Origin of the sequence: Megasphaera elsdenii DSM 20460 (genome assembly GCF_003010495.1) — a bacterium.
Classification (GTDB): Bacteria; Bacillota; Negativicutes; order Veillonellales; family Megasphaeraceae; genus Megasphaera; species Megasphaera elsdenii.
On the sequence record NZ_CP027570.1, the window covers coordinates 2026629 to 2044209 of the forward strand.

At 55.1% G+C, this 17581-nt stretch carries 18 protein-coding genes; 17 read left to right on the forward strand and 1 reads right to left on the reverse strand.

The genetic code is table 11. The annotated features are described in order from the left end of the window. Positions 1-17 precede the first annotated feature (17 nt). The gene (locus tag C6362_RS09655; protein WP_027895667.1) at positions 18-773 is read right to left on the reverse strand and encodes an exodeoxyribonuclease III; all 756 of its coding nucleotides are present in this window, start codon (positions 771-773) and stop codon (positions 18-20) included. 178 nt (positions 774-951) lie between these two features. Between C6362_RS09655 and C6362_RS09660 the strand changes: the two genes are divergently transcribed. From C6362_RS09660 to glyS, 17 genes are all read left to right on the forward strand, one after another. Further along, entirely contained in the window at positions 952-2589 is a 1638-nt protein-coding gene (locus tag C6362_RS09660) for a phosphoglucomutase (RefSeq protein ID WP_014016855.1), read from the forward strand. 243 nt (positions 2590-2832) lie between these two features. Then, positions 2833-3105 carry an ACT domain-containing protein gene (locus C6362_RS09665; RefSeq protein ID WP_014016854.1) on the forward strand — a complete coding sequence of 91 codons (273 nt, stop codon included), beginning with the start codon at positions 2833-2835 and terminating at the stop codon, positions 3103-3105. An 11-nt stretch (positions 3106-3116) separates the two neighbouring features. After that, positions 3117-4475, forward strand: coding sequence for a PFL family protein (locus C6362_RS09670; protein ID WP_014016853.1), 1359 nt, complete (start codon positions 3117-3119; stop codon positions 4473-4475). A gap of 27 nt (positions 4476-4502) precedes the next feature. After that, positions 4503-5540: a glycosyltransferase family 4 protein gene (locus C6362_RS09675; protein ID WP_014016852.1), complete on the forward strand. Its 1038-nt coding sequence runs from the start codon at positions 4503-4505 to the stop codon at positions 5538-5540. A 39-nt stretch (positions 5541-5579) separates the two neighbouring features. Then, complete coding sequence (gene wecB / locus C6362_RS09680; protein ID WP_014016851.1) at positions 5580-6728, forward strand: non-hydrolyzing UDP-N-acetylglucosamine 2-epimerase; 1149 nt, start codon at positions 5580-5582, stop codon at positions 6726-6728. Positions 6729-6907: 179 nt separating this feature from the next. Further along, positions 6908-7183 carry an AtpZ/AtpI family protein gene (locus C6362_RS09685; RefSeq protein WP_014016850.1) on the forward strand — a complete coding sequence of 92 codons (276 nt, stop codon included), beginning with the start codon at positions 6908-6910 and terminating at the stop codon, positions 7181-7183. Between the two features lie 19 nt (positions 7184-7202). Next, a complete protein-coding gene (locus tag C6362_RS09690) occupies positions 7203-7571 on the forward strand; it encodes a hypothetical protein (protein ID WP_014016849.1) in 369 nt (122 codons plus the stop codon). A 19-nt stretch (positions 7572-7590) separates the two neighbouring features. After that, on the forward strand, positions 7591-8262 hold the full coding sequence (gene atpB / locus C6362_RS09695; RefSeq protein WP_014016848.1) for a F0F1 ATP synthase subunit A: 672 nt from the start codon (positions 7591-7593) through the stop codon (positions 8260-8262). A gap of 42 nt (positions 8263-8304) precedes the next feature. After that, the gene (gene atpE / locus C6362_RS09700) at positions 8305-8562 is read left to right on the forward strand and encodes a F0F1 ATP synthase subunit C (RefSeq protein WP_014016847.1); all 258 of its coding nucleotides are present in this window, start codon (positions 8305-8307) and stop codon (positions 8560-8562) included. Positions 8563-8600: 38 nt separating this feature from the next. Further along, a complete protein-coding gene (gene atpF, locus C6362_RS09705; protein ID WP_014016846.1) occupies positions 8601-9098 on the forward strand; it encodes a F0F1 ATP synthase subunit B in 498 nt (165 codons plus the stop codon). Positions 9099-9102: 4 nt separating this feature from the next. Then, a complete protein-coding gene (gene atpH / locus C6362_RS09710) occupies positions 9103-9669 on the forward strand; it encodes an ATP synthase F1 subunit delta (protein WP_014016845.1) in 567 nt (188 codons plus the stop codon). Then, positions 9669-11204, forward strand: coding sequence for a F0F1 ATP synthase subunit alpha (gene atpA, locus C6362_RS09715; RefSeq protein ID WP_014016844.1), 1536 nt, complete (start codon positions 9669-9671; stop codon positions 11202-11204). The genes atpH and atpA overlap by 1 nt, the downstream gene beginning before the upstream one ends. Positions 11205-11207: 3 nt before the next feature. Then, positions 11208-12071 carry an ATP synthase F1 subunit gamma gene (gene atpG, locus C6362_RS09720; RefSeq protein WP_014016843.1) on the forward strand — a complete coding sequence of 288 codons (864 nt, stop codon included), beginning with the start codon at positions 11208-11210 and terminating at the stop codon, positions 12069-12071. Between the two features lie 42 nt (positions 12072-12113). Beyond that, positions 12114-13532, forward strand: a complete 1419-nt coding sequence (gene atpD, locus C6362_RS09725; RefSeq protein ID WP_014016842.1) for a F0F1 ATP synthase subunit beta — start codon at positions 12114-12116, stop codon at positions 13530-13532. 3 nt (positions 13533-13535) lie between these two features. Continuing rightward, complete coding sequence (locus C6362_RS09730; RefSeq protein ID WP_014016841.1) at positions 13536-13958, forward strand: F0F1 ATP synthase subunit epsilon; 423 nt, start codon at positions 13536-13538, stop codon at positions 13956-13958. 401 nt (positions 13959-14359) lie between these two features. Then, positions 14360-15238 carry a glycine--tRNA ligase subunit alpha gene (gene glyQ / locus C6362_RS09735; RefSeq protein WP_014016840.1) on the forward strand — a complete coding sequence of 293 codons (879 nt, stop codon included), beginning with the start codon at positions 14360-14362 and terminating at the stop codon, positions 15236-15238. A gap of 1 nt (position 15239) precedes the next feature. Then, the gene (gene glyS, locus C6362_RS09740) at positions 15240-17288 is read left to right on the forward strand and encodes a glycine--tRNA ligase subunit beta (protein ID WP_014016839.1); all 2049 of its coding nucleotides are present in this window, start codon (positions 15240-15242) and stop codon (positions 17286-17288) included. The last annotated feature ends 293 nt before the right edge of the window (positions 17289-17581 follow it).

Consider the following 17581-nt stretch of genomic DNA (forward strand, 5'->3'; position numbering starts at 1 on the left):
CCTTTCGGGTGGATGGATTATTTCAATTCCAGGCCGACCGGGCAGTGGTCGCTGCCGGTGATGTCGGTATAGATGGATGCTTTGGCCAGGCGGCTGTCCAGGTCTTTCGTGGTCAGGAAGTAGTCGATGCGCCACCCGGCATTGTTCTGACGGGCTTTGAAGCGGTAGCTCCACCACGAATACACGCCGGTCACATCGGGGTAGAAGTAGCGCCACGTATCGGTGAAGCCCGCCGCCAATAGATCAGTCATCTTCTGCCGTTCTTCGTCAGAGAAGCCGGCATTCTTTCGGTTCGTCTTGGGGTTCTTGAGGTCGATTTCTTCATGGGCTACGTTGAGGTCGCCGCAGACGATGACCGGTTTTTCCTGGTGCAGGTCCAGCAGGTACTGGCGGAAATCGTCTTCCCATTTCATGCGGTACGGCAGGCGGGCCAGCTCGCTCTGGGAATTGGGGGTATAGCAGGTTACGAAGTAATAATCGGGAAATTCCAGGGTAATCAGGCGCCCTTCGTGGTCGTGTTCGTCGATGCCCATGCCGTAGCGGACGGACAGGGGGGCCAGGCGGGTGAAGATGGCCGTGCCGCTGTAGCCTTTGCGGTCGGCGTAGTTCCAGTATTGTTCATACCCGGGCAGGTCCAGGTCGATCTGGCCGGCCTGGAGCTTCGTTTCCTGCAGGCAGAAGACGTCGGCGTCGAGGGCCTGGAAGATATCCAGGAAGCCTTTCTTCATGACGGCCCGCAGGCCGTTGACGTTCCAGGAAATAAATTTTGTCATGCAAATCACCTTTCTTCCTTATATATCTAGGATATTGATACATTTTTTGTTATAATGAATGTAAACTATAACAATGATGACGTACAGCCATGGAATAGCGTGGCGTGGAACCGCGCATACTCGTCCTTATTGTATAAAATCGCTGTACGATTGTCAAAACAATGAAGCAGGTGATAGTATGGCAGTACATGAATTGGCAGGTACTAAAGTAAGAAAAGAAGACTACATTGATTTGAACGCCATCGCTGCGGCATATCATTCGACGCATCCCGATGTGACGGATCCTCATCAGCAGGTCCGCTTCGGCACGTCAGGCCATCGCGGCCAGGCCGGCAACGGCAGCTTTACCGAGGACCACGTGGCGGCCATTACCCAGGCCGTCTGCAACTTCCGCAAACAGTTTGGCGCGGAAGGGCCCCTGTTCGTCGGCGAAGACACCCATTATTTATCGAAACTGGCTTATGAAACGGTCTTGTCCGTCCTGGCAGCCAACGGTGTCACGGCTTACGTCGATAACGAAGGTGATTTCGTACCGACGCCGTCGGTATCGCGGGCCATCCTGCGCTACAACCGCCGTCGCGAAGAACGCCTGGCCGACGGCTTGATCATCACGCCATCCCATAATCCTCCGGAACACGGCGGTATCAAGTATAACCCCATTACCGGCGGGCCGGCCGGCTCGGACATCACCAAGGCCATCGAAACGGAAGCCAACCGCCTCCTGGCAGGCCATAACCAGGACGTCAGGATGATGGCCTATGACCAGGCCAAAGACAGCGCGTTCGTCGTCCCTTACGACTACAAGGGCCTTTACGTGGCGGAACTGGAATCCATCATCGACATGGACGCCATCCGCGATGCCAAGCTGCGCATCCTGGTCAATGCCCTGGGCGGGTCGGGCATGAATTACTGGCACCAGATTTCCGATGTGTATCGTCTCGACCTGGACTTCGTCAACGATACGTATGATCCGCAGTTCACGTTCATGAATTACGACCACGACGGCAAGGTCCGCATGGACTGCTCATCGGCCTATGTCATGTCGGCCGTTACCGGCCAGGCCGCCGATTACAACCTCATCCTGGCCAATGACCCGGACTACGACCGCTTCGGTATCGTTTCCGGCGCGGAAGGCATGATCTCGGCCAATGCCTTCCTGACCGTCGCCGCTCATTACCTCATGACCCACCGCAATTTCGAAGGCCTGGGCATCGCCAAGACCGTCGTCACGACGGATATGCTGGCCCGGGCAGCCAAGCTCCTCGATATCCCCCTCTATGAAGTACCGGTAGGCTTCAAGTATTTCGGCCCCCTCTACACGGAAGGCAAGATCGCCTTTTCCGGCGAAGAAAGTGCCGGCGGCTCCTTCATCGCTAAGGACCGCAGTGTCTGGACGACCGACAAGGACGGCATGATCATGTGCCTCTTGGCTGCGGAAATCCGCGCCGTTACGGGCAAGTCGCCCATCGAATATTACAACGACCTCTGCGAAAAACTGGGTCGGCCCTATACCATGCGCAGCGATGCGCCGGCAACGCTGGAAGAAAAAGATAAGATCAGCGCCCTTACGGAAGACGACGTCACGGAAAAGACCTTGTGCGGCAGCCCGATTACGGCGGTCCTCTCCAAGTCTCCCTACGGTGATTTCGCCATTGGCGGCGTCAAGATTACGACCGATGACGGCTGGGTCGCCGCCCGCCCGTCCGGCACGGAAGACCTGTACAAATTGTATGCCGAAAGCTTCGTCTCGCCAGACCAGGCCGGAAAGCTCCTGGAAGAAGGCAAGGCCCTCATCAGCAAGGCCCTGAATAAATAGTCTGTTTGGTGTTATATGTTTGACGTTTGATGTAGATGGAGTGAAATTAGAAACCGTCACATCAAACGTCAAGCTTCAAACATCAAACTCGGCATGATGGCAGGAACCTTCGTTCGATAGGCCCCCATATATGGCAGTTTGTCGTCAATTCTATCATTTCGTATGCAGACAGTGGAAATCAGTACGCTACCTGTGCTATAATAGGGAAGCATGGAATTTAATAACAAAAAGGAGTGGACAGCTGTGAAAGTTGTAATCACCGTAGTTGGCGTGGACCGTACCGGTATCATCGCCGCCGTCAGCCAGATCATGGCAGAAAATAAAGTCAATATCCTTACGATCAATCAGGTCATTTTGGATGGCATTTTTAACATGGCCATGATCGTCGACATGGACAATTCCGACATCACCTTAGATACCTTGCAGGATTTGCTCAAACAGAAGGGCGATGCCCTGGGCGTTGAAATCCGGGCGCAGAACCAGGCTATTTTTGACGCAATGCATCGTGTAGGCTAAGGAGATATGATATGCTGACAATCCAAGACGTACTTGAAACGAATCAGATGATTCAGAAGAACAACCTTGACGTCCGCACCATCACCATGGGCATCAGCCTCCTCGACTGCTGCGCCAGCGACGGCAAGACCTTGTGCAACAATATTTACGATAAGATTACGAAATACGGTGAACACTTAGTTGAGACGGGGGAAGCCATCTCCCGTGAATACGGCGTGCCCATCATCAATAAGCGCGTTTCCGTAACACCTATCAGCCTCGTCGCCGGGGCCAGCGACCTGACGAGTTACGTCGACGTCGCCCGGACCCTCGACAAAGCGGCCAAGGAAATCGGCATCAACTTCATCGGCGGTTTCTCGGCCCTCGTCGAACGGGGCATGAGCAAAGGCGACCGCATCCTCATCGACTCCATCGCCGAAAGCCTGGCTGTGACCGACCTCGTCTGCAGTTCCGTTGCCGTCGGCTCGACGAAAGCCGGCATCAACATGGACGCTGTCGCTGAAATGGGACGCGTCTTCAAGGACCTGGCCGAACGGACGAAAGACCAGGATGCTTTAGGCTGCGCCAAACTCGTCGTCTTCTCCAATGCCGTCGAAGACAACCCCTTCATGGCCGGCGCCTTCCACGGCGTCACCAATGGCGATTCGTGCATCAGCGTCGGCGTCAGCGGCCCGGGCGTCGTCAAAGTTGCCCTGGAACAGGTCAAAGGCCAGCCCTTTGACGTCGTCGCCGAAACCATCAAGAAGACGGCCTTCAAGATCACCCGCGTCGGCCAGCTCGTCGCCATGGAAGCGTCGAAGCGCCTCAACATGCCTTTCGGCATCATCGACCTGTCCCTGGCTCCGACACCGGCTGTCGGCGACAGCGTCGCTTCCATCCTGGAAGAAATGGGCCTGGAAAGCTGTGGTGCCTGCGGTACGACGGCAGCTCTGGCCCTGCTCAACGACGCCGTCAAGAAAGGCGGTCTCATGGCTTCGTCCCGCGTCGGCGGCCTGTCCGGCGCTTTCATCCCGGTCAGTGAAGACAAGGGCATGCTCGAAGCCGTCGGCCGTGGCAGCCTGAGCTTGGAAAAACTGGAAGCCATGACCTGTGTCTGCTCGGTCGGCCTCGACATGATTGCCATCCCTGGCAATACGCCGGCCTCGACCATTTCGGCCATCATCGCCGACGAATCGGCTATCGGCATGATCAATAATAAGACGACAGCCGTCCGCGTCATCCCCGTACCGGGCAAGGACGTAGGCGACAATGTTGAATTCGGCGGCCTCCTCGGCCATTGCCCGATCATCAACGTCAATAAATACAAGTCGGACGAATTCATTGCCCGCGGCGGCCGTATCCCGGCGCCCATGCGCAGTCTGACGAACTGATAGATTAATGGAAAGTAGGCGTGTGTTGTGCTCCAATATGTTGTACCCTTTGTAATCGCATTAGTCGTTTCCTATGCTTTGACGCCGAGCGTCAAGAAATTGGCCATCAAGATCGGCGCCGTGGACCGGCCCAATGCAAGAAAGGTACATACTCATGTCATCCCGCGGCTCGGCGGGCTGGCAATCTATATCGGCTTCATGGCAGCTGTCCTGTTCTGCGTGCCCTTGCAGCATGAACTGGTCGGGATGCTCCTGGGCTGCACGGCCATCGTCGCCGTCGGCATCTGGGACGATATCTGCAATATCCCGGCCAAGGTCAAGCTCGTCGGTCAGATCCTGGCCGCCTGCATACCCATCGCCTTTGGCATCCAGATCGAATGGCTGACCAATCCTTTTGGTGATATCATCGTCTTACCGGAGCTCATTGCGATTCCCGTGACGATTTTCTGGATTATCGGCTTCACCAATACGGTGAACCTCATCGACGGCCTCGACGGCCTGGCAGCCGGCGTCGCTTTCATCGCATCCATTTCGATGTTCCTCTTGGCTTATAACCTGAACCAGTTCCTGCCGGCCCTGGTCATCGTCTCCATGGCAGGGGCAGCCCTGGGCTTTTTGCAGTACAATTTCAACCCGGCCAAGATCTTCATGGGCGATACGGGCAGTATGCTCCTCGGCTATACCCTGTCCGTAGCGGCTGTATTAGGGCTGGTCAAGACGGCGGCTACCGTAGCCCTCGTCGTGCCCATCATCGCCCTGGGCCTGCCGATCCTCGATACGACCTTTGCTATCATCCGCCGCAAGATGAGCGGTGTCCCCATTTTCCAGCCTGACAAGGGCCATCTGCATCATCGCCTGCTGGCCCTGGGCATGACACAAAAGCAAGCTGTATTAATAATGTATTTTGTCAGCATGATTCTCGGCATCGTAGCCCTCTTTGTAGCCAACGTGAGCTATAAGACGGGTATCGTGACTGTCCTGGTCGTTCTTGCCGTCATCATCTATTCGGCAAAACGCATTGGCATATTGCGCAAATCAACGACCGATTCTACCCACAAGCAGTAGTGGGTGGAATCGGTTGTCTTATAAGGAGGTTTTTTGATTATGATCAAGGTAATGACTGTATTCGGTACGCGGCCGGAAGCCATCAAGATGGCGCCTGTCGTACTGGAATTACAGAAACATGCCGATAAGATCCAGACTATCGTCGCCGTTACGGCCCAGCATCGTCAGATGCTCGATCAGGTTTTGGATCTCTTCCAGATTACGCCGGACTATGACTTGGATATCATGTCCCAGGGGCAGACGCTGTACGACATTACGACCAAGTCCCTTATGGGCCTGAAGGATGTCCTGGCCAAGGAAAAACCGGACCTGGTCCTGGTCCACGGCGATACGACGACGACCTTCGCCGGCGCCCTGGCTTCGTATTACCAGCAGGTCCCGGTAGGCCACGTCGAAGCCGGTCTGCGGACAGGGGACATCTATTCGCCGTTCCCGGAAGAAATGAACCGCAAGCTGACCGGTGCCATCGCGGCCATCCACTTTGCGCCGACGTCGACGGCCAAGGCCAACCTGCTCAAGGAAAACGTGAACCCTTCTCATATCTATGTGACGGGGAACACCGTCATCGACGCCTTGATGACGACCGTCGCCGGCGACTATGACTTCGGCGACGACTTGAAATCCGTCGACTTCCAGAACCACCGGGTCATCCTCTTGACGACGCACCGCCGGGAAAACCTGGGCGAACCGATGCGCCACATCTATAAGGCCCTGCGCCGCATCATCGAAGAGATCCCCGATACGGAAATCGTCTTTCCTGTTCACCGCAATCCGCTGGTCCGCAAGGTCGTCGAAGAAGAACTGGCCGGTGTCGACCGCATCCATCTCATCGACCCCATGGAATATGAACCTTTCGCCAACCTCATGAGCCTGAGCAGCCTCGTCCTCACAGACTCTGGCGGTATCCAGGAAGAAGCGCCGTCCCTTGGTAAGCCCGTCCTGGTCCTGCGCAATACGACGGAACGGCCGGAAGCCGTCGAAGCCGGTACGGTACGCCTCATTGGCACGGACAAAGACGTCGTCTATGCCGAAACGAAACGCCTCCTGACCGACCAGGCCGCCTACGATGCCATGAGCAACGCCGTCAATCCCTATGGCGACGGCAAGGCTTCGCAGCGCATCGTCCAGGCCATCCTCCACGATTTTGCCGGAGAAGAAGGCCTTCCCGACGATTTCAGCCGGTCTTGATTATCTGTAGCTATACTGAGAATTGTTTTTAGCTATAACGTTTGATTTTCTTGAAATTTATATTGCTTTTCCCGATTTTCCGTGCTAAAATAAGCCAATAATCGTTGCAGGCAGTATATGCATACTATACCTGACGATTATGGGAAAACTGCCATCGCCCGAGCAGGAGTGTATGTAATATGAGACATCATGATGATTCTCACGATGACAAATTAAATCACATGAAGCTTTGGGATATTGTCGTCATTGCCGGTTCCCTGGGCTTGTCTCTCTTCGTCTGTATCTGTGTCGGCGTCGCCATGGGCCGCTTCATCGATGTCCATGCCGGGACGTCGCCGTGGGGACTGATCCTCTTTTCCCTCATCGGTGCCGTGTCCGGGTTCTGGACCTTGTATAAGAAAGCCTTATCCTATCAGCAGGATGAGGACCGCCATGGCCGGCATCAGGGCAAATGAGCATCACGGAGGATAGCCTATGGAAGAGTTCTATGCATATGTAAAGGCAACAATATACAAACTCATTGGTTTTACATGTATCGTCGCAGCCGTCCTTTTTGCCGGCGGCTGGTGGCAGTACATGAGTGGCTGGTGTATCGGCAGCGGCTTGAACATCGTTTATTTCTTCATGCTCAGCAGCCGTTCGGTACGAGCCTTAAAATTGCCGCCCCCGCAGGCGGCGTCATTCATCCGCGGCGGTGCCGTGTTCCGGCTGGTCTTCATCTGCCTGGCCGTCATCGTCATCCTGCAGTTCCCGTCCATCTCCCTGGGGGCTGCCGTGGCCGGTATCTTTTCGTACCGCGTCCTCGTCTTTGCAGATGTATTGACTGCACGTCTCAGACGGTAAAGGAAAGGAGGTATTGCGTATGGAATTACATGCAGGGCATCATATGGTCGTTCAGCTCCTGGGTCTGAATGTCAACCTGGATACGCTCATGATGACCTGGCTGGTCGCAGCTTTGGTCATCATCGTCACTGTCGCTGCGACAAGGGGCCGGTCCCTCGTCCCGTCAGGACTTCAGAACGCCATGGAAATCGTCATCGAAGCATTGCTCGACCAGTTCAAGGAAACCTTAGGGCCGAAATACGGTCAGGTCGTCTCGGTCTTGCTGACGATGTTCCTGTTCATCCTCTTCGCTAACGAATTGGGCATGCTGCCGAATCCGCATGTCCTGGCTTCGCCGACGAATGACTTGAATACGACTGTCGCCCTGGCACTGGTTTCTTCCTTTATGGTCCATTTCATGGCCTTGAAGAACCAGGGGTTCAAAAAGCATTTCAAGCACTTCTTCAAGCCCTTTGCGCCGTTTGTCATCATCAATCTGATGGAAGAAATCACCAAGCCCTTGACCTTGGCCTTCCGTCTCTTTGGCAACATCCTGGCCGGGGAAATCCTCTTGGAAGTCCTGTACTTCCTCGTGCCTGTCGCCGTCCCGATGATCTGGCTCCTGTTCAGCTTCGTCATCGGCCTCATCCAGGCATTCATCTTCACCATTCTGACTACATCGTATCTGGCACCGTCCTTTACGGAAGAATAATGAAAGCTCAGATACTGGTTACAACTTAGGAGGTTATTTACTATGGAAAAAGCTCTCGTATTGGCATTATCTGCATTTGGTGCATGCTTAGGTATTGGTTTGGCAGCCCTCGGCGCTGCTATCGGTGACGGCCACGCTGCTTCGAAGATGCTCGAAGGTACAGCCCGTCAGCCGGAAATGGGCGGCAAGCTCCTCGTAAACATGCTTATCTCCATCGGCCTGATCGAATCCATGCCGATTATCGCAGCTGTCATCGCTATCGTATTGGTCTTCGCCAATCCGTTCGTCAGCCTGCTCTAATCCGAGGATTCTAATCTACAGCCGGGGAGGGAAGTACATTGGTTAGTATTAATGGTACCTTGCTGTTCCAGTTCATCAACTTCTTCGTATTAGTTGCCATTTTGGCAAAGTTCGCCTATAAACCGCTGCTCAAAGTCCTGGAAGACCGCCGCAACAAGATTGCGTCGGACCTCGACAACGCAGCCAAAGCCCGGGAAACGGCTGAAAAGATGAAAGCCGATTATGAAGCCCAGATCCGCGATGCCCGTGCAGAAGCCCAGGCCATTGTCGACAAAGCTGTCAAGCAGGCCGACAAGGAAGCCCAGGCCCAGCTGGAAGCCATCCGCGCCCAGATCGCCCGGGAAAAACAGATCGCCCAGACGGAAATCGCCAACGAACGGGAAGCGGCTATCCGGGAAATGCGTAATGAAGTAGTCACACTGTCTATGGCTGTGGCAGAAAAACTGCTCCAGAAAAACATGGATCCTGACATGAACGCAAAACTGGTAGCCGATTGTATCGACCAGCTCCAGACGCACCGCGTAAAGGGGAACTGATCTTATGATACCCGAAACGATCTACAGCAAATACAGCCAGGCGATGTTCGACATCGCCAGCGAACAGAAGAAGCTTACTGAGTTCGGAACAGAACTGAAAGGCGTGCGGGACACGTTCCAGGAAAATCCCGATTTGTGGAAATTCCTGAATCATCCCCTCGTACCGCCGCAGTCTAAAAAAGACACACTTGCAAAGATTTTCAAAGACAGCCTGTCGCCGATCGTCCTGCAGTTCATGTACGTCATGATCGACCGGCGCCGCGAAGCGGCCCTGTTGCTTGCCATCGACGGGTTCATCGATTTGGCCCGCAAGGCCCAGCACATCGAAGTGGCCAAGATCCGCGTCGTCAAACCGCTGTCCAAGAAAGAAGAAACAAAATTAGTTGCCAGCCTGGAAGCCATGACGGGGCAGCACATCGAACCGCTGTACTACGTCGACCCGTCGCTCATCGGCGGCATGGTCATCCAGATCGGCGACAAATTAATAGACGGCAGCCTCCGGCGGCAGCTGCGCGATATGCAGCATAAACTGCTCCAGGCTGACGTGACGAATGGGGTGACGGACGAATAATGAAAATGAAGCCAGAAGAAATAACGGCTATAATCAAGAAACAAATCGAAGATTATAATGTGGAAATGAACGTCGACGATGTCGGCACCGTTCTGGAAGTCGGGGACGGCATTGCCCACATTTACGGTTTGGACAAAGCCATGTCCGGGGAACTGCTGGAACTGCCGCACGGCGTTTACGGCATGGCCCTGAACCTGGAAGAAGACAACGTCGGCGCCGTATTGCTCGGCGATGACGCCCTCATCAAGGAAGGCGACACGGTCCGCCGTACAGGCCGCGTCATGCGTGTCCCTGTTGGTGAAGCCATGATCGGCCGCGTTGTCAACCCCTTGGGTATGCCTATCGACGGCAAAGGGGAAATCAAGACCAAAGAATCGCGCCTGATTGAAGTCAAGGCCTTCGGCATCGCTGACCGCCAGCCGGTCAAGGTACCGCTCCAGACAGGCCTCAAGGCTATCGACTCCATGGTCCCTATCGGCCGTGGCCAGCGTGAACTCATCATCGGTGACCGTGGTACCGGCAAGACGGCCATCGCCATCGATACGATTCTGAACCAGAAGGATACGGGCGTCATCTGCGTCTACGTCGCTATCGGCCAGAAAGCTTCGACCGTAGCCCGTGTCGTCCGCACGTTGGAAGAAAACGGCGCCATGGCCTATACCATCGTCGTCGCCGCTACGGCTTCCGACGGCGCACCGCTCCAGTACCTGGCTCCGTATTCCGGCGTTTCCATGGCCGAATACTTCATGCTCCAGGGCAAGGACTGCCTCTGCGTCTACGATGACTTGTCCAAACACGCTCAGGCTTACCGTGCCATGAGTCTGCTCCTCCGTCGTCCGCCAGGACGTGAAGCTTATCCGGGCGACGTATTCTACTTACATTCCCGTCTCCTCGAACGAGCTGCTAAATTGTCGGATGAACTCGGCGGCGGTTCGATTACGGCCTTGCCGATCATCGAAACCCTGGCCGGTGACTTGTCGGCTTATATCCCGACCAACGTCATTTCCATCACAGACGGCCAGATCTTCTTGGAAACAGAAGCCTTCAACTCCGGGATCCGCCCGGCTATCAACGTCGGCCTCTCCGTATCCCGTGTCGGCGGGTCTGCCCAGATCAAGGCCATGAAGAAGATTGCCGGTACGCTCCGCCTGAGCCTGGCTCAGTACCGTGAACTGGCTGCTTTCGCTCAGTTCGGTTCCGACTTGGATAAGAGCACGAAAGCCCAGATCGACGCCGGTGAACGGACGATGCAGCTCCTCATTCAGCCGCAGTACCATCCCATGCCTGTCGAAGACCAGGTCATGCAGATTTATTTGGCCGTCAAGAACTACCTCATGCCCGTCCAGGTTGAGGAAGTCTCGCAGTTTGCAGACGGTTTCATTAAATTCATGCACAGCAACTATCCCGAAGTCGGCGAAAGCATCAAGTCGACGAAGGAACTCGGCAAAGATGCAGAAGCAACGCTTCAGAAAGCCATCGCTGAATACACTAAGCAGTACGGCGCTTCTCACGAACTGATCAAAGAGGAGGAATAAGCTATGCCGAGTGCACGCGAAATAAACAGACGTATTAAATCCGTCACCAATACCCAGCAGATCACTAAGGCCATGAAGATGGTTTCTTCCGTGCGACTGCGCCGTGCACAGGATCGGGCACTGGCTACCGCCCCGTATACCGAAAAGATGGAAGGCATGCTGCAGCGTCTGTCTGCGGCTTCGCCTGACGCTGGCAATCCCTTGTTCACGCCGCATGACGAAGTCAAGAAGACTTGCTACATCGTCATCGGTTCCGACAAAGGCCTGGCTGGCGCCTTCAATTCCAATGTCAACAAGGCCATGGTCTCGGTCCTCAAGGACAAGCCCCGCGACGCATCGATGCTTCTCGTCGCCGGCCGCAAGCCCATTGAGTACCTCAAGCACTTGCACCTGGTGCCGGAAAAGAAGTGGTCCGGTTTTTCGGATAAGCCCCAGTTCAGCCACGCCCAGCAGATTGCCCACTTGGCGACGCAGAAATTCCTGGCTGGCGAAGTCGATGAAGTCTACGTCATTTATACGCACTTCAAATCGGCCTTGTCCCAGGACACGAAAATCGTCAAGATGCTGCCCATTTCCCAGCAGGAAGGCCAGCAAGAATCCGGCCCGCGGGAAGAATATCTCTTCGCGCCAGATGCCAAGCTCGTCCTCGATGCCCTGCTGCCGCAGTATCTGGATCTGTTCATTTACAACAGCCTCCTTCAGTCCGCTGCCAGTGAACTCGGTGCCCGCATGACGGCCATGACGTCGGCTACGGACAACGCAGGCGAACTGATCGATAAACTGACTGTTACGTACAATAAAGTCCGTCAGGCTGGTATCACCAACGAATTGACGGAAATTGTCAGCGGCGCCAACGCATTGCAGTAAGGCCCGTCTGTCAACGATTCTGAAAGAGAGGAGAACCTCTTCATGAGTAATAATATTGGGAAAGTCGTCCAGGTCATCGGCCCGGTCGTCGACGTGCGGTTTGCCTCGGAAGCAGACTTGCCCGCCATTTACAACGCCATCCATATCACCGGTGGCGAAGGCGACCAGAAGATCGACCTGGTTGTAGAAGTCATGCAGCACTTGGGCGACGACGTCGTCCGCTGCGTTGCCATGGACTCGACGGACGGCCTCGTCCGCGGCATGGCTGCTGAAAATACGGGCGGTCCTATCAAGGTCCCCGTCGGTAAAGGGGTCCTGGGCCGTATCTTCAACGTCCTCGGCCAGACTGTCGATAAAGTCGACGCCAAAGTCGAAGCCGATGATTACTGGCCAATCCATCGTCCGGTCCCGAAATTCCAGGACCAGGCGACGGAAACGGAAATCTTTGAAACGGGGATCAAAGTCGTCGACCTCATCTGCCCCTATGCCAAAGGCGGCAAGATCGGCCTCTTCGGTGGTGCCGGTGTCGGCAAGACCGTCCTCATCATGGAACTCATCCATAACGTAGCTACCGGCCACGGCGGCTATTCCGTCTTCACCGGCGTCGGTGAACGTACCCGTGAAGGCAATGACCTTTGGAACGAAATGAAGGAATCCGGCGTCATCGACAAGACGGCACTCGTCTATGGCCAGATGAACGAACCGCCTGGAGCCCGTATGCGCGTCGGCCTGACCGGTCTGACCATGGCAGAATACTTCCGCGACAAAGAACACAAGGATGTCTTGCTGTTCATCGATAACATCTTCCGTTTCATCCAGGCTGGCTCCGAAGTTTCGGCTCTGCTCGGCCGTATCCCGTCGGCCGTTGGTTACCAGCCGACCCTGGGCACCGACGTCGGCGCCCTGCAGGAACGCATCACGTCGACCAAAGACGGCTCCATTACGTCCGTCCAGGCCGTCTACGTCCCTGCCGACGACTTGACGGACCCGGCTCCGGCCGCTACCTTCGCTCATTTGGATGCTACGACCGTCCTGGCCCGTGAAATCGCTGAATTGGGCATTTACCCGGCCGTCGATCCTCTCGATTCGACGTCGCGTATCCTCGACCCCCATGTCATCGGCGACGACCATTACAACACGGCCCGTGCCGTCCAGGAAATCCTTCAGAAGTATAAAGACCTGCAGGATATCATCGCCATCCTGGGTATCGACGAACTGTCCGAAGAAGATAAGCTGACCGTTGCCCGTGCCCGTAAGGTACAGCGTTTCCTCAGCCAGCCTTTCGCCGTCGCTGAACAGTTCACCGGTCAGAAAGGCCGTTATGTACCGCTGAAAGAAACTATCGAAGGCTTCAAGGAAATCTTGTCCGGTAAATGCGATGACATGCCGGAACAGGCCTTCTACATGGTCGGCAATATCGAAGAAGCATACGAAAAGGCTAAGACACTGAAAGGGGAATAGTCTATGGCAGAAGCAGGAAAGACACTCCATCTGGAAGTCATTACACCCGATGCTGCCGTACTCCATGAAGACGTGGATTTCGTCCTCGTCCGCGCCCTGGACGGTGACCTGGGCATCATGCCCAACCATGCGCCGCTCATCGCGTCCCTGTCGATCTGGCCCTTGTGCTATGACAAAGGCGGAAAGCGCCAGTACGTCACCGTAGCGTCGGGATTCCTGGAAGTCCATGACAATACGGTCACGGTCATCACGCCGGCTTCGGAAAAACCGGAGGACATCGACGTAGACCGTGCCAAATCGGCGGAAAAACGCGCCGAAGACCGCCTGGCTGCACACGCTGCCGACATCGACACGGCCCGCGCCGAAGCGGCCCTGCAAAGAGCCCTGCGCCGCCTGGATGTCGCCGAAAAATACGGCAAGCAATAAAGTCAGGTTTGATGTTGAAAGTTTGATGTTTGATGAAGAATGTTTTAAATTTAAAAGCCCTCACGTCAAACATCATACATCAAACCTAAAAAGGAGCTGTCTCTTAAGACGGCTCCTTTTTATTGACTTTTTCCTCTATCTCTGCTATGATAGGGGACGTACAAATACATAGGCGATGCAGGAGAGTAAGTACGTATCATCCTCAGCGAAGCAGGGACAGTGTGAGCCTGCTGCCGATGCGGAAGGCGCTCTGAAGGCCGCGGCCGGAAGTCTTTTGATGTGTATGGCCGGTGAATCAAGCGGGTCTTTCGACCAACCAGGGTGGAACCGCGGGTAAGTATACTCGTCCCTGTAACATGTCATGTGTTACAGGGACTTTTTTGTATTTAGGAGGGAACAAGATGAATTTTCAAGACATGATATTTGCATTGAAGAGCTTTTGGTCTTCTCAGGGCTGTATCATCTATGAACCGTATGATGTAGAAAAAGGGGCAGGGACCATGAACCCGGCTACGTTCCTGCGCACGCTCGGACCGGAACCGTGGCATGTCGCTTACGTCGAACCGTCGCGCCGCCCGGCTGACGGCCGTTATGGTGACAACCCGAACCGCCTGTACCAGCATCATCAGTTCCAGGTCATTTGCAAACCGTCGCCGGACAACATCCAGGAACTCTATTTGAAGAGTTTGGAAACACTGGGCATCAACCCGGCCGAACACGACATCCGCTTCGTCGAAGATAACTGGGAATCGCCGACCCTCGGCGCCTGGGGCCTGGGCTGGGAAGTCTGGCTCGACGGCATGGAAGTCACGCAGTTCACCTATTTCCAGCAGGTCGGCGGCATCGACGTCGCTCCGGTCTCGTCGGAAATCACATACGGCATGGAACGCCTGGCTATGTACATCCAGGGCGTCGAAAATGTCTATGACCTCAAATGGAATGAAGACGTCACCTACGGCGATATCTTCCATCAGAACGAAGTCGAACAGTCGACGTATGCTTTTGAATTGAGCAATGCCGACCTCTTGTTCCACCTCTTCGATGAATACGAAAAAGAAGCGATGCGGGTCATCAAAGCCGGCTTCGTCCTTCCGGCTTATGACTACGTATTGAAATGCTCGCACACGTTCAACCTCCTCGACGCCCGCGGCGCCATCAGCGTCAGCGAACGAGCTGCTTTCATCGGCCGCGTCCGCAACATGGCCCGGGCCTGCGCCAAAGCGTACTTGGAACAGCGTGAAAAATTAGGCTTCCCGATGCTTAACAAGGAGGAAAAATAAGATGAGCAAAGATTTGTTACTTGAAATCGGTACTGAAGAAATCCCGGCTCATTATATGCCGAGTATCCTGTCCCAGGTCAAGGACCTGGCCGGGAAATCCTTTGGCGAAGCCCATATCGCCTACGAATCGATCCGTACCCTCGGTACGCCGCGCCGCATCGCCCTCATCATGAAGGGCGTCGCTGAAAAACAGGCCGACGTATCGGCTAAACATAAAGGCCCGTCGGTCAAGATCGCTTACGACGCCGACGGCAATCCGACCAAAGCCGCCATGGGTTTTGCCCGGGGTCAGAAAATCGACGTCAAGGACCTCGTCGTCGAAGACGGCTATGTCTATGCCAACGTCACCAGTGTCGGCGCTGACACAGCCGGCCTCTTGCCGGACCTTATGAAGGGTATCGTCACGGGCCTCAATTTCCCCAAGAGCATGCACTGGGGCAGCCTGGACTTCCACTTCGTCCGTCCTATCCGCTGGTTCGTCGCACTCTTCGATAAAGACGTCATCCCCTTTGAACTGGCCAACGTCAAGTCGGGCAAGGTCAGCCGCGGCCACCGCTTCCTGGGCACGGGTGATTTCGAAATCGAAAGCCCGGCAGCTTACGAAGAAACGTGCAAAGAACACTTCCTCATCGTCGACCCGGAAGTCCGCAAACAGATGATCCTCGACGGCTTGCAGAAGCTGGCTGACGAAAAGGGCGGTACCATCATCATGGACGACGACCTCTTGGAAGAAGTCGTCTACCTCGTCGAATATCCGACAGCTCTCTGCGGCGAATTTGATGAAGATTACCTGAAACTGCCGGAAGCGGCCATCATCACGCCGATGAAGGACCACCAGCGTTATTTCCCTATGCGCGATAAAGACGGCAAGCTCATGAACCTCTTCCTGACCGTCCGCAACGGCAACGATTACCATCTGGAAACGGTCCAGCACGGCAACGAACGCGTCCTCCGCGCCCGCCTGGATGATGCCAAGTTCTTCTTTGAAGAAGATAAGAAACATCACCTCGTCGATTACACGGAAAAACTGAAGAAAATCGTCTTCCAGGATGGCCTGGGCACGCTTTACGACAAAGCCCAGCGCCTGGAAAAGATTACGGTCTTCCTCAATCATAAACTCGACCTCGGCCTGGACGATGCCAAATTACAGCGCGCTTCGCTCCTGGCGAAAGCCGACCTGGCTACGCAGATGGTCATGGAATTTACGGAACTCCAGGGCGTCATGGGCAAGGAATATGCCCTCATCGACGGCGAAGATAAAGGCGTTGCCGAAGCCATCAACGAACAGTACCAGCCGCGTTTTGCCGGTGACGTCCTGCCGCAGACCGACATGGGCAAGGTCTTGGGTATTGCCGATAAATTCGATACCATTACGGGCATGTTCAGCCGCGGCTTCATTCCGACCGGTTCTCAGGACCCCTTCGCCCTGCGCCGCCAGACCATCGGTATCCTCAACATCCTCATGGATGCCGGCTGGAACCTCAACTGCCATGAAGTCTTTGCCTTCGTCCTCAGCCTCCTCGGCGTAGAAGGGGAAGACGCAGCCAAAGTCATGGGCCAGCTCGACGATTACTTCACGCTGCGCCTGAAGAACATCTTCCAGGATAAAGGCATGGATTACCACATCATCGACTGCGTCCTGGCTTCGGATACGCTCAACGCTTACGAAGAAGCCCGCCGTGCCCAGGCCCTCATCGATGCCGACATCATGGGCAAGACCGACCTCTTGCAGGCCTTCACCCGCGTCAGCAACATGATCAAAGGCGCCGACAATACCGGCGTCAACCCGGACCTCTTCGAAACAGAAGAAGAAAAAGCCCTCTACAGCGCCTGCCAGGCTATGCAGGTCAACTTGCCGCAGAAATACGCTGTCTATGACTACGAAGGCGTAGCCGAAGTCCTTTCCGAAGGCATTGCGGCTATCAACGATTTCTTGGACAACGTCCTGGTCATGCACAAAGATGAAGCTGTCAAAGAAAACCGCCTCCATCTCCTGGCCTTGACGTACAGCCTCATCCAGCCCTTAGGCGACATCAAGAAATTGGCGTAATTTCGTGGTTAGTGGCTAGTGGTTCGTCTCGGACTCAGATGCCGCTGCGCGGCGACAAATTCAAATGAACAACGACGCTTCGGGATACCCTCAGCGCGTAGCGGGCCGCCTTCACAGGACGGCCCCTACGGATGTAGCGCTGCGCGGCGACAGACTCAGGTGGACAACATCGCCTCGAGTAACCCTCGGCTCGTAAAAAGCAAACTCTCAGTCAGCAGAGCTGGTCCAATGGGCCGGAGAGGTTGATTGTACCTTCGACGACCCGCCGCGAATCCTGTGATAAAGCGGAAATT